The 12,936-nt window shown below is 62.4% G+C and carries 9 protein-coding genes; 3 read left to right on the top strand and 6 right to left on the bottom strand.

What is annotated here, in order from left to right; all coding sequences use genetic code 11:
- The 5 genes from rapZ to AC0AP0_RS04210 form a co-directional block, all read right to left on the bottom strand.
- Positions 1-827: RNase adapter RapZ (gene rapZ / locus AC0AP0_RS04230; RefSeq protein WP_490429472.1), on the bottom strand; the 827-nt coding region annotated here is incomplete at its 3' end.
- Positions 828-829: 2 nt separating this feature from the next.
- Positions 830-1,891: a shikimate dehydrogenase family protein gene (locus AC0AP0_RS04225; RefSeq protein ID WP_261254322.1), complete on the bottom strand. Its 1,062-nt coding sequence runs from the start codon at positions 1,889-1,891 to the stop codon at positions 830-832.
- Positions 1,892-1,951: 60 nt separating this feature from the next.
- Positions 1,952-4,252, bottom strand: a complete 2,301-nt coding sequence (uvrC, locus tag AC0AP0_RS04220) for an excinuclease ABC subunit UvrC (protein WP_490429471.1) — start codon at positions 4,250-4,252, stop codon at positions 1,952-1,954.
- Positions 4,249-7,206: an excinuclease ABC subunit UvrA gene (uvrA, locus tag AC0AP0_RS04215; protein WP_490429473.1), complete on the bottom strand. Its 2,958-nt coding sequence runs from the start codon at positions 7,204-7,206 to the stop codon at positions 4,249-4,251. Before uvrA ends, uvrC begins: the two co-directional genes overlap by 4 nt.
- A 126-nt stretch (positions 7,207-7,332) precedes the next feature.
- Positions 7,333-7,935: a DNA-3-methyladenine glycosylase I gene (locus AC0AP0_RS04210; protein WP_110425257.1), complete on the bottom strand. Its 603-nt coding sequence runs from the start codon at positions 7,933-7,935 to the stop codon at positions 7,333-7,335.
- A gap of 184 nt (positions 7,936-8,119) precedes the next feature.
- On the opposite strand from AC0AP0_RS04210, the gene AC0AP0_RS04205 reads away from it, so the two are divergent.
- Together AC0AP0_RS04205 and AC0AP0_RS04200 are read left to right on the top strand one after the other, a co-directional pair.
- Complete coding sequence (locus AC0AP0_RS04205) at positions 8,120-9,352, top strand: TspO/MBR family protein (RefSeq protein WP_490429470.1); 1,233 nt, start codon at positions 8,120-8,122, stop codon at positions 9,350-9,352.
- 117 nt (positions 9,353-9,469) lie between these two features.
- Positions 9,470-11,071 (top strand): ABC-F family ATP-binding cassette domain-containing protein, encoded by a 1,602-nt coding sequence (locus AC0AP0_RS04200; protein ID WP_046322930.1) that lies wholly within the window; start codon positions 9,470-9,472, stop codon positions 11,069-11,071.
- 49 nt (positions 11,072-11,120) lie between these two features.
- Here AC0AP0_RS04200 and AC0AP0_RS04195 read toward each other — a convergent pair whose 3' ends face one another.
- Positions 11,121-11,810 (bottom strand): MgtC/SapB family protein, encoded by a 690-nt coding sequence (locus tag AC0AP0_RS04195; protein WP_046322931.1) that lies wholly within the window; start codon positions 11,808-11,810, stop codon positions 11,121-11,123.
- A 134-nt stretch (positions 11,811-11,944) separates the two neighbouring features.
- Here AC0AP0_RS04195 and AC0AP0_RS04190 point away from each other — a divergent pair.
- Positions 11,945-12,936, top strand: a 992-nt coding sequence (locus AC0AP0_RS04190; RefSeq protein WP_490429469.1) for an NAD(P)H-hydrate epimerase, incomplete at its 3' end; no start/stop codon positions are given.

Genomic DNA, 12,936 nt, shown 5'->3' with positions numbered 1-12,936 from the left:
CGGGCGGCCAGAGCGTCGGCCATGGCCACTGAGCGGTGCTGTCCGCCAGTACAGCCAAAGGCGATGGTCACATAGTGTTTGTCTTCACGCGCATAGCCGCTGAGTGCGGTCAAGATGGCGGTGGTGTAGGCATCCAGAAACTCTTTGGCACCCTTGCTGGCCATCACATAGTCACGGACCGGGCCGTCATGGCCGTTCAGGTCCCGCAGCTCGGGGACCCAGTAGGGGTTGGGCAGGAAGCGCACATCCGCTACGAAGTCGGCATCGATGGGCAAGCCGTACTTGAATCCGAAGCTCATGATGTGAACGCCCACTGTGGTCGGGCCGGAGCCCAGAACCATTTCATACAGGCGAGTAGAGAGCTGATGGATGCTCAGATTGGAGGTGTCGATGACCATGTCGGCACGCTCCTTGAGACCACCAAGTAGGCGGCGCTCCTCGTGGATGCCGTCGATCAGGCGACCGGAGCCCTGCAAGGGGTGGGGTCGGCGGACGGACTCATAACGCTTGACCAGAACCTGGTCAGAGGCATCCAGAAAGAGGATGCGGCAGCGCACGCCCAGGTCGTCCAGATGGCTGAGCACAGCCGACAGATCGTCGAAATAGGAGCGGGACCGGACGTCGATGACGGCAGCAAGGCGGTGCAGGGAGCTCCCGGCCGAGGTCATCATGTCGACCAGGGGCACAAGCAGACGTGGGGGCATGTTGTCGACCACATACCAGCCCATATCCTCCATGGAGTCGGCGGCGCGGGTGCGGCCTGCGCCGGACATGCCCGTGATCAGCAGTACCTCGAAGCCTGCGAAGGGCGGTTTTTGCGTCGTCATCGTCATGCCTCCCTCAAGGCTCGGTCCATAGCAGCTGCCGGAACTGCGGCCAGGGGTCGGTCGGTCATCAGTGCCACCTGACGCACGGCTTGATAGAGCAGCATGCGTTCACCGCTGATGGCCCGAGCGCCCGCCTGCCGGCAGAAGGCCTTCATGAGCGGGGTGGGCCGGGGTTCATAGACTACATCGAGCAAGACCGAGCCCAGGCGTCCGCCTTCGTCGGCACCGATGGCATCGGCTGGCTTGGCATTAGTACGACTCTTGAACCCAGGAGTATCGGCCTTGGCGGTCTCTGCCTCGGAAATTTTGTCAACAGGATTCTCAATTGTACTGAGTAGATCAGACAGGGGGTCGGCTGCACCAGAAGGCAGGGTGGAGACGACAATATCAGCCCCGGTCAGAGCCTTTTCGGCTGCCTCAGATTGGTCCATGGCGGTGACGGTCGGCTCGGGCAGGTCCAATCGAGAAGCGAGGTCCAGCATGTGGTCGCAGTGCTCCGGGTTGCGAGCCAGCAGGTCTATACGCTTGACCCCCAGCACCTTCAAGGCGCAGAAGGCGGACTCGGCTGTGTTCCCGTTGCCGATGACCAAAGCCCGCGCTCCTCCGTACGGTTGGTCGGGCAGCTGGTCTTGTTGCCCTTGACATGCTGCCTCCAGCAGGGCAGCCAAATCGTCAGGGTCTTCATCGGCACGGCAGCGGTCGGCAGCCTCCAGCAGGGCGGCTACGATACCCTCCACGTCGGTGTTGTAGAGAGACGGCCTTTTCCCGGGACCGCCTTGCTCAAAGACAATTGTGTTGGCCACCCTCAGGGTCTCAGACCAGAAATCACTAAAGTCTCCCAAGGCGCCGACAGCACTCTTTAAGGGCATGGTCAGACTGAGACCGGCCCAGGACGGGTCAAGACCGTGGATAAAGTCCGCCAAGCCGTCAGCATCCACGCGCACACGGTCGTAGCGCCAGCCGTCCAGGCCGAGTGCGGCATAGGCTGATCTATGCAAAAGAGGCGAAAGGGAATGGCTGATTGGGTCGCCCAGAACGGCACAACGACGATCAGGTCCATTCATATCTGCAATCACGCACCAATCAAATCATGGCATGGCTCTTTGCCAGCCTCCTGAGCCATTTTATCGCTGGCTGTCCCCGGTCTGGTCCTGGTCACTATGCAAGGTCTGATAGATGGCCTTGGCCTTGGCAGAGCCGATGCCCTTGACGGCCTCCAGCTCTTCCTGTGATGCCTGGCGCATGCGCTTGACTGATCCAAAGTGATTGAGCAACTTCTTCTGGTAGGTGGGTCCGATGCCCGGAATCTCGTCCAGAGCCGACCGGAGAGCACCCTTGCGCCGGGTCTGACGGTGGTAGGTAATGGCGAACCGGTGAGACTCGTCCCTCACGCGCTGCAGCAGGTACATGCCCTCAGACTGGCGCTTGAGGATGATGGGATAGTCATCGTTAGGCACCCAGACCTCTTCCAGTCGCTTAGCCAGCCCGCAGAGGGCCACATCGTCCACACCGCAGTCGTGCAGGGCCCGTGCTGCAGCGGTTACCTGAGGCTTGCCGCCATCGACTACGATCAGGTTGGGTTTGTAGGCGAAGTGGCGGGCGGAGGTGTTCTGCTGAACGATGGCCCCCTCCTCCTGCTCCACCAATTCAGGCGCCTTGTCGCTGGCCTTTCGCTCGGCCTCCATACTGTCACCGCTGTCACCGGCTATGTTGCCGTGACGGAAGCGCCGGGTCAGAGTCTCATAGATGGCGCTCATATCGTCCACAGCGCCCTTGCCGTCCTCGCCTCGAATGGCGAATCGACGGTACTCGGACTTCTTAGGGACGGCATCCTCAAAAACCACCATGGAGGCCACCTGGAACTGGCCACCCACGGTGTTGGAGATGTCGTAACACTCGATGCGCAGCGGAGCGCGGTCCAGCCCAAGGGCCTTGGCCACGTCGTTCATGGCCTGGGTGCGGGTGCCCATGTCGCTCATACGACTGAGCTTGCTGCGCTGCAGGGCCTGGCGGGCGTTGGCGTTGGCCCGGTCCATCAGAGACTTCTTCTCACCACGACTGGCCACACGGATGGTCACTGCGGATCCGCGCAGCTCCCGCAGCCACTCCTGCAAGTCGCCGGTCCGATCCGGCTGGATAGGGACAATGACTTCGGGAGGCACTGGAGAAATGGGGGCCAGCAGGTCGGCACGTCCGGTCTGATCCTGATGCTGGTGTCGGCTCCTGGTGGCCTTGGCCCGGGCTTCGGCATCCAGGGCCGTGACCTTCTGGGTGGAGCCCATGGCATCCCTGTCCTGGCTGATGGAGACGGGTGTGTCCGACTCTGTTGGTAGCTTGTGCAGTTCGCTGTCGTTCTCATTCATCAGGTCCGAGTAGACCTGCACAAGCAGGTCGCTGATCAGCTCGCTGTCGGAGACGTCCTCGACCCGCTCCACGCTCCAGTTGCGTTCGCCGCGGATGGCTCCAGAGCGCACGAAGAAAGCGTGTACCGAGGCCTCCAGTTCGTCCGAGGCCACGCCGAAGACATCCACATCCACGTTGGAGGCGAAGGCCACGGCGTTCTGCTCGATGACCGTATCCAGCATGGCGATCTGGTCGCGCAGACGGGCGGCCTTCTCGAAGTCCAGCTCCTTACTGGCCTTCTGCATGCTCCTGGTCAGGCTGGCCCGGTAGCTCTTGCCCAGCCTGCCGGTGATGACCCCAGTCAGCTCCGTACAGAGACGACGGTGGTCGCTTGCGCTGATCCGGCCCACGCAGGGTGCCGAGCACTTGCCGATGGAGGCCAGCAGGCAGGGGCGGCCGCTGAGCTTGGCCTTGCGGAAGACGCCGGGAGTGCAGGTGCGCACAGGATAGGTCTTGAGCAAGGCATCCAGGGTGTGCTTCATGTCCCAGACCTTGGCGTAGGGGCCGAAGTAGCGGGTGTCATGCCGCTTGCGCACGCGGGTCATCCAGACCCGGGGGAACTCCTCTCCCATGGAGACAGCCAGGTAGGGGTAGGTCTTGTCGTCACGCAGCTTGACGTTGAAGCGGGGGTCGAATTCCTTGATCCAGGTGTATTCAAGGGTCAGGGACTCCAGGTCGGTGCCCACGACGGTCCACTCCAGACTCCGGGCCGTCAGCACCATGGTCTGGGTGCGTGGATGCAAGTTTTCCAGGGGCTGGAAGTAATTGGTCAGGCGGTTGCGCAGGTTCTTGGCCTTGCCCACATAGATAACCCGACCGTCGCCATCCCGCCACTTGTAGACACCTGGCTGGGCTGGAATGTCCGATGTTTTGGGGCGGAAGAGGTCACGGCTGTCGCCCAGTAAGGGTGCACCGTTCTTGTTGACGCCGGTGGTGGTGCCAGTGGCGGACTCCTCCTCCAGGGCTTGAGCGGTGCGTCGCCATACCTGCGGCGTGTGACGCTCGAAGCAGCTGCGGGTCATGATCGTGCAGCCTTGGCTACCTTGGCGGAATCCAGCATGGGCTTCAAATACTTGCCTGTCCAGCTGTCTGGATTGGCGGCCACCTGCTCAGGAGTCCCTTGGGCCACCACTGTGCCGCCACCGTCGCCGCCCTCGGGTCCAAGGTCGATGATCCAGTCAGCGGTCTTGATCACGTCCAGGTTGTGCTCGATGACGATGACCGTGTTGCCTTTATCAACTAGGCCGTGAAGGACCTTGAGCAGCTTACGGACATCCTCGAAGTGCAGGCCCGTGGTCGGCTCGTCCAGGATGTAGACGGTCTTGCCGTCGGAACGGCGTTGCAGTTCGGTGGCCAGCTTGACCCGCTGGGACTCGCCTCCGGACAGGGTGGGTGCTGGCTGACCCAAGCGGATGTAGCCCAGTCCCACGTCCACCAGGGTGTCCAGGTAGCGGGCGATGGAGGGATAGGCCTTGAAGAAGTGGGCGGCCTCCTCGATGGGCATGTCCAGCACGTCCGAAACGGTCTTGCCGTTGTAGGTGACTTCCAAAGTCTCCCTGTTGTAGCGCTTGCCATGGCAGGTCTCGCACTGCACGTAGACGTCGGGCAGGAAGTTCATCTCGATCTTGATGGTTCCGTCACCGTGGCAGGTCTCGCAACGGCCGCCCTTGACGTTGAAGGAGAAGCGGCCGGGACCATAGCCACGCACCTGGGCCTCCGGGGTCTTGGCGAAGAGCTGGCGGATCTTGTCCCAGACGCCGGTATAGGTGGCTGGGTTGGAGCGCGGGGTGCGACCGATGGGGTTCTGGTCCACATGGATGACCTTGCGCACCTGGTCCACGCCCTCCACCCGGGTGTGCTTGCCAGGCACGATGCGGGCGTTGTTGAGCTGGTCGGCCAGGACCGGATAGAGGATGGAGTTGACCAGTGTGGACTTGCCGGAGCCGGAGACGCCGGTGACCAGTGTCATGACCCCCAGCGGGAAGGAGACCTTGAGGTTTTTCAGGTTGTTTTCCCGAGCCCCTACCACGGTCAGCTGTCGAGTCCTGTTGGTCTTGCGGCGGCGCTTGGGCACCTCGATGGAACGACGACCGGCAATGTAGTCTGCGGTGATTGAACGCGAGGCCTTGACCAGGTCCTGCGAGCGCCCGGAGAAGATGACCTCACCGCCATGCTCGCCGGCCCCCGGGCCGATGTCGACCAGCCAGTCGGCCTGCCGGATGGTGTCCTCGTCATGCTCGACCACAATCAGTGTGTTGCCCAGGTCGCGCAGCCGCTGCAGGGTCTTGATCAGCCGATCATTGTCCCGCTGGTGCAGGCCGATGGAGGGCTCGTCCAGCACGTACATGACGCCCACCAGGCCCGAGCCGATCTGCGTAGCCAGACGGATGCGCTGGGCCTCGCCACCGGAGAGGGTGGCTGCGGCCCGGGACAGGGTCAGGTAGTTCAGACCCACGTCGTTGAGGAAGCGCAGGCGGGCGCGGATCTCTTTGAGGACCTCGCCGGCGATCTTGGCCTGGGCGCCCTCCATATGCAGGCCCTCCACCCACTTCAGGCTGGCGGATACGGCCATATCGCAGACCTGGGCGATGGACAGACCGTCCACGGTCACGGCCAGGACCTCGGGTTTCAAGCGCTTGCCTTGGCAGACCTGGCAAGGCACCTCGCGCATGTATGACTCGTAATACTGCTTCATGGGTTGGGAGTCGGTCTCGTCGTGGCGACGCATCAGGGTGCGGACCACGCCCTCGAATCCGGTGGTGTACTCGCGCAGGCGGCCCCAGCGGTTCCGGTAGGAGACATCTACCTTGAAGTCGTGCCCGTACATGACAGCATGGCGGACTTCTTCGGGCAGGTCCTTCCAGGGGGTCGAGGTGGAGAAGCCCATTTCCTTGGCCAGACCATCCAGCAGGTGGCCGTAGAAGCGCTGCTGGCTCTTGGTGCCGCTCCAGGGTTCCACGGCCCCATCCTTGAGGCTCTTCTCCGGGTCGGGCACTACCAGCTCCGGGTCGATCTCCAGGTTGAACCCCAGGCCGGTGCAGGCCGGGCAGGCTCCATAGGGAGCGTTGAAGGAAAAGGTCCGAGGCTCGATCTCGTCCAGTTCCAGCTCGTGGCCGTTGGGGCAGGACCGCTTCTCGGAGAAGGGCTGGCGGCGCTCCGGATCCTTGGCATCCATATCCACGAAGTCGGCAACCACGGTGCCCTTGGCTAGTCGCAGGGCGGTCTCCACGGAGTCGGTCAGCCGCTGGCGCATGCCTTCGCGGATGACCAGTCTGTCCACCACCACCTCGATGGTGTGCTTTTTCTGCTTGGTCAGCTTGATGGAGTCGGACAGCTGGTGCATGTCCCCGTCGATGATGGCTCGGGAGTAGCCGTCGGAGCGCAGGAGCTCCAGAGTCTCCACGAACTCGCCCTTGCGGCCCTTGACGATGGGGGCCAGCAGCTGGAAGCGTGTCCCCTCGGACCTGGACATGAGGGTGTCGACGATCTGCTGTGGCGATTGGGCGCGCACCTCAGCCCCGCAGACCGGGCAGTGGGGAATGCCGGTCCTGGCGAAGAGCAGACGCAGGTAGTCGTAGACCTCGGTGATGGTGCCCACGGTGGACCGGGGGTTGCGGTTGGTGGTCTTCTGGTCAATGGAGACCGCCGGGCTCAGGCCCTCGATGAAGTCCACGTCGGGCTTGTCCATCTGGCCCAGGAACTGGCGGGCATAGGCGGAAAGGGACTCCACGTAGCGTCGCTGTCCCTCTGCGAAGAGGGTGTCGAAGGCCAGAGAGGACTTGCCGGAGCCTGACAGGCCGGTGAAGACCACCATCCGGTTGCGGGGTATGGACAGGTTGACGTTCTTAAGGTTGTGGGCCCGGGCACCTTGGATGACGATTTTTCGGTCGTTGGGCACCATGGACAGGTCCGCCACCAGGGACCCCTTGGATTCGATCATGCGCGGATTTTCGATGGCCGCGTCCACTATCGACATAGGCTTTTTCTGCTGCTTCACGTGCTTCCCATCCGCTTCCCTGAAGACCCATGGCCAAGGCTGAGGCCAAAGCCTGACCATAATATCGCCTGGGCCGAATAATTCGAACAGGTGTTCGATGACGGCTTAGATGGACAAGTCCGGCGAATTCAGAGGCGGGCGGCTGCAACCGTTGAGGAAGCAGTCGTGCTGGTGGTCGTTGATCATGCCGGCTGCCTGGAGGAAGGAGTGGACGGTCACCGGGCCCAAGAAGCGCAGGCCCAGGTCGCGCATGTCCTTGCACACGATGGCTGACAGGTGGTCGTAGCGCGGTATGGAGGGATCGTCCGGGTAGTCGTGGTTGATTGTCAGCCCACCGGTAAAGGACCAGCAGTAGCGGTCGAATTCCTCCCCGGGGAATTGGCTGGTGACCACGACGGCATTGGCCACTGTGGCTTCGATCTTGCGTCTATTGCGGATGATGGCAGGGTCGGCCATGAGACGGTCGATTCGGTCGGTGTCGAAGGCGGCGACCGCTTGAATATCGAAGTTGTTGAAATCCTTGAAGAAGGCCTGACGACGATGCAGGATCAGCTGCCAGCTGAGCCCGCACTGGAATATCTCCAAGGAGAGCATAGCGAAGAGCCTCTGGGAGCCATGCAGGGGGCGGCCCCACTCATGGTCGTGGTAGCTGCGCATGAGCGGGTCGTCTACTCGAGCCCAGTCGCATCTATGTGAAGGTTCGGCCATGCTGTACTCCCCTTTCTGGCATTCGGCTTCAGGCTAGCACCGGCGGCAGTCCTGACCGGGTGGTCAATACCACCGAGACAGGCTGGCCGATTTAGAGTTGAAGCAGAGGCCGGTCGGCCCATGCCCGGGGCCATCCCCATGGCGGCAGTACGGTTGCGGCCGGCAAGGAGAGGAAGCATGTGCCATGACTGACAAGGACAATCCGCGTAGACTCTGGACCGACAAGGAGGATCCGGTCGAGAGAGCCAAGCGTACCTCCCCTGCCATGCAGGGCAGCCAATCAGCCAAAAATTCAGCAGGTGCAGGTTCCACGAAATCGAGCTCTGCATCGGCAACTCGGAGTTCGACAGATGCACGTTCGGCATCTACAAATCCGTCGGCTTCGGATTCATCAACTCCAGACTTGTCTGCTTCGGGTTCATCGCTTTCGGGTACTGCAGCCAAGCAGTCTGATGATTCGTCAAAGAAGGCAGCGGCTGGGAAAACCAGTGCTGATGAGACCGCCAATGGAGGCAAAGGTCGCTCTGATCGCAGCAGCAATGAAGCGACGCAGGGATCAAATCGGGCTCAGGAACAAGCAAAAGAGCAGTATCAAAAGCAGAATCAGCCTGAAAAGGAACAGGAATCCTCCAAGGGTCGCGGCTGGAAGCTCTTCGAGGACATCCTGCTCTGGGTGGCCTGGGTGGCAATGGTGGGCTTCAACGGTTATGCGGAGGTCTACCACTTCAATGGCACGACCGTAGGTGGCCTGGCCCGCAAGGTCGACCTCTGGATCATGCCCGCCGGCTATGTTTTCGCCATCTGGGGGGTCATCTACATTGCCCTGGCCATATGGCTCTTCCGCTTCTGCCTGGCGGGCCCCAGCCGCAAACGCCTGGGATTCCTGCCCTTCACGCTGAGCGGGTTGCTCTTTGTGGCCACTTGCTGCCTGAATATCGCCTGGCTGGCTCTGTGGCACATGGAGCGCAACTTCTGGGCCCTGGTCATCATCCTCATTCTGACTGTGCTGGCCTGGATGCTATATGCCCTGGTGCGCAGGGACGCCACCAAGGCCGGAACCCCGACCGCCGCCAAGGCCCTGGACTGGATTCCCCTGTCCATCTACGCCAGCTGGCTGAGCGTGGCCACCCTGGTCAACGCAGGATACATGGTGGTCGCCGGGCACAAGGTCAGCAATGCCGTCCAGGGATTTGCCACCATCATCGTGGTCGGCGCACTCCTGGCCGTAGCCTATCTGATGAACAGGCATGGCAAGGACTGGGTCTTCGGCCTGGTGGTCATCTGGGCATGTCTGGGCATCGGCATCAGGATCTTCTCCTTCGCGGCCGCCATGGGTGTGTTGGTCATCGCCCTGACGGCCGTGGGCGCCTTCCTGGTCTACTTCCCCTGGAGCAAGTTCAGACTGGTCCGTCGCTGATTCATCCACGACTCATCCATTGCCCCGTCAGCCGAGACGCACTGGCAGGGCTTGCTTCTTGCTACCATGATTCCTTGCAAGTTTTGAATCCACAAGGAAAGCGGGGTCGGAGGCGGCATGGCTATTGAGGCGCAGGGACTTGAGATCCGAATAGGTGCCCGACTACTGCTGCAAGCCACCGACTTCCATGTGACCAAAGGCGACCGCATCGGCCTGGTGGGCCGCAACGGCGCCGGCAAGACCACGTTGACCAGGGTCATCACCGGAGACATGCTCCCCTCGGCCGGCAAGGTGCGGGTGACCGGACAGCTGGGATACCTGCCCCAGTCCACTCATGCGGGTGATTCCGAGCAAAGTGCCCTGGACCGGGTCATGAGCGCCAGGGACATCGCATCCATCATCCAGCGGATGCGTAAGGCTGAGACCGAGATGACCAATCCGGATCCCAAAATCATGGAAAAGGCCATGAAGCGCTACGACAAGGCCCAACAGGACTTCGAGAACGCCGGAGGTTATGCGGCCCAATCACAGGCCATCGTCATGGGTGAGAGCCTGGGGCTCAGCCAAGAGACACTGCAGCAGGCGCTGGGTACCCTCTCCGGCGGTCAGCGCCGACGGGTCGAACTGGCCAGAATCCTCTTCTCCGATGCCGACACCCTGATTCTGGACGAGCCCACCAACCATTTGGATGCCGACTCCATTGAGTGGCTTAAAGGCTACCTGCGCCGGTTCGAGGGCGGCTTCCTGATCATCTCCCACTCCACCGAGCTGCTTGACGAGACCGTCAACCGCATCTGGCATCTGGATGCCCAGCGCTCCTGCATCGACATGTACACCATGGGATGGAAGGCCTACCTGCGCCAGCGGGTGGTGGACGAGGAGCGCCGACGCCGCGAACGCGAGGTGGCCGAGAAGAAGGCCGACCGCCTGATGCGGCAGGGCATCCGCCTGCACGCCAAGGCCACCAAGGCCGTGGCCGCCCAGAACATGATGCGCCGCGCCCAGCGCCTGCTGGCCGACACCCAAGAGGCGGAAAAGGCCGAAAAGGTGGCCGACCTGCGCTTCCCGGATCCCGCTCCCTGCGGCCGCACGCCCATCATGGCCGAGGACCTGTCCAAGGCCTACGGATCCAACATTGTCTTCGCCGGTATCAACCTGGCCATCGACAAGGGCTCCCGGGTGGTCATCCTGGGTTACAACGGCGCTGGCAAGACCACCACCCTGCGGTTGCTGGCCGGCATCGAGCAGCCCGACACGGGCAAGGTGACCCTGGGGCATGGGGCCAAGATCGGCTACTTCGCTCAGGAGCACGACACCCTGGATAACGATGTCACCGTTCTGGAGAACCTACAGCACGTGGCCCCGGACCTGGACAACACTCAGGCGCGGACCATCCTGGGCTCCTTCCTCTTCTCAGGGGACGACGCCATGAAGCCCACCAAGGTTCTTTCGGGCGGCGAGAAGACCCGCCTGGCCCTGGCCACCCTGGTGACCAGCCGGGCCAACGTCCTGCTGCTGGACGAGCCCACCAACAACCTGGACCCCGCCTCGCGGGACGAGATACTCAAGGCCATCGCCAAGTACGAGGGGGCCATTGTGCTGGTCACCCACGACGAGGGGGCCGTCAAGGCGCTCAACCCTGAACGGGTGCTGCTCATGCCCGACGGTGATGAGGACCTCTGGAGCGACGACTATCTGGATCTGGTGGCTGAAGAGTAGGTAGCCACCTGTTGGCCCATGGCTGTGGGTCGTCTGTGTCGTCAGCGGGTCAGTCGTCCTCCCCCAGGACCTCAACCCCTTTGACCCCTGGAGTCTGGCCTATGGATTCGACTAACTCGGTCACGTCCCCCTTGCCCAACAGGTTGACGGTGACATCGGCGCCCTTCCAGGCATCCCGGTGCAGCTCGTGGATGGTCAGCACCCGGGACTCGAAGCCCATGCGAGTGGCCAGCAGCAGGGATTCACGCAAGCAGCCGTGGCCGTCTTGGTATACGATGCGCAGAACTGTGTTCTGACGGTTGCGCAGGAACCACTTGAGGATGGGTGCGATGACCAGAACGGCCAGGAAGTAGAAGACGACAGCCAGAATGGCGATGGCGAAGAGCTGGACCCCGCAGGCCATGCCCACAGCAGCGGCCACCCATATGGCACTGGCCGTCGTCAGACCCTTGACAGAATCGTGGTTGAAGAAGATGACCCCGGCACCGATGAAGCCGATGCCCGAGGCCACTCCGGCCGCAATTCGGGAGGCATCCCAAGAGTAGTTGCCTACAGCGGCTTGGATGCCGTAAAGGGAGACCATGGTGAACAGGCAGCTGCCAAGACCCACCAGAATATGGGTGCGGATGCCAGCGTCGTGTTTGAGGAACTCGCGCTCGAAACCGATCAGGCCACATAGGACCACCGTCAAAACCACTGCCATAATCTGGCCCGGGTTCGGCATTGCGAATCCCTGCATGAATTTCCTTTCCTGCCCTCGTAAATAGGCAGACCTTATAACGCTTGCAGGACATGGCCATCGGATAGAGTGGAGCCAGCACGTGGTCGGCCGTGCCGCCGCACGTGGACCTTTTGAATGAGGGGTGTGATGCCATGAAGCCGTCACCAGATGAACGCCGCGAAGCCCGGCGGACCCTGGCCACCAGCGCCTATTCAGCCGACATGATCCGATCCCTGGAGCAGCCGTTTTTGGATGACGGGGTGCCTCTGATGCGCATTGCCGCCGGATCCCTGGCCTCCGTGGCCGATGTCATGCTGACCCAGGCTGGGCTGGAGCCGGCAGGCGCCAGGATCGTCCTGCTGGCAGGGGCCGGCAACAATGGCGGCGACGGGCTCTATGCCTCAGCTGACCTGGCCGGGCACGGGGCCGACGTGACTGTGGTGGCCACCGGACGCAGCCTGCACCAGGGTGGGCTGGATGCTCTTCTACGCGCCGGCGGAGTGGTCACGGCCCTGGATCCCCAGGCAGCCATCCCAGGCTGCGAGACCCCCTCCGGACCGGACCAAGCATCCGAGGAGATGGACCAGGCCTTGGAACTGTGCCGACAGGCGGATCTGATTATCGATGCCATGACGGGTATCGGCCTCAAGGGGGCGTTGCGCGGCATTCCCGCTGCTCTGGCCGTAGAACTGGGCATGGAGAGCGGTCTGCCCGACAGACCAGCCTGGCACGACCCCGCCGGCCAGGATAGGCCCTTGGTACTGGCCGTGGATACCCCCTCCGGTTTGGACGTGGACGAGGGCGCACTTCCCGGTGCCTACATTCCGGCAGATGTGACCGTGACCATGGGAGCCATGAAACCCTGCCTGATGCTGCCCCCGGCCGCCTATGTCTGCGGCAGAATCGTCCTGGTTGATTTCGGTTTTGACACCTCGGCCCTGGTCCCCAGCGTCTCCTGCATGAGCGCTGAGAACTGCGCCAGTCTCCTGAGAGCGCCTCGGGTAAATGACACCAAGTACAGTCGGGGCGTGGTCGGCCTGGTCACCGGATCCTCCCTCTACCATGGTGCCGGGCTGCTCTCCAGCAAGGCTGCTGCCAGCGGCAACGTGGGCATGATCCGTTACTGCGGCCCCGAGCAGGTGGG

The sequence above is a fragment of the Bifidobacterium sp. POST2/T3 (B1) genome (assembly GCF_058197115.1).
The sequence above is the reverse complement of the archived record's forward strand: the minus strand, read 5'-3'. Positions and strand labels throughout refer to the sequence as shown.

What these genes read in the sequence shown, in the direction of transcription:
- AC0AP0_RS04225 (WP_261254322.1), bottom strand. Translation starts at nt 1,891, where the DNA reads ATGAATGGACCTGATCGTCGTTGTGCCGTTCTGGGCGACCCAATCAGC.
- uvrC (WP_490429471.1), bottom strand. Translation starts at nt 4,252, where the DNA reads ATGACCCGCAGCTGCTTCGAGCGTCACACGCCGCAGGTATGGCGACGC.
- uvrA (WP_490429473.1), bottom strand. Translation starts at nt 7,206, where the DNA reads ATGTCGATAGTGGACGCGGCCATCGAAAATCCGCGCATGATCGAATCC.
- AC0AP0_RS04210 (WP_110425257.1), bottom strand. Translation starts at nt 7,935, where the DNA reads ATGGCCGAACCTTCACATAGATGCGACTGGGCTCGAGTAGACGACCCG.
- AC0AP0_RS04205 (WP_490429470.1), top strand. Translation starts at nt 8,120, where the DNA reads ATGACTGACAAGGACAATCCGCGTAGACTCTGGACCGACAAGGAGGAT.
- AC0AP0_RS04200 (WP_046322930.1), top strand. Translation starts at nt 9,470, where the DNA reads ATGGCTATTGAGGCGCAGGGACTTGAGATCCGAATAGGTGCCCGACTA.
- AC0AP0_RS04195 (WP_046322931.1), bottom strand. Translation starts at nt 11,810, where the DNA reads ATGCAGGGATTCGCAATGCCGAACCCGGGCCAGATTATGGCAGTGGTT.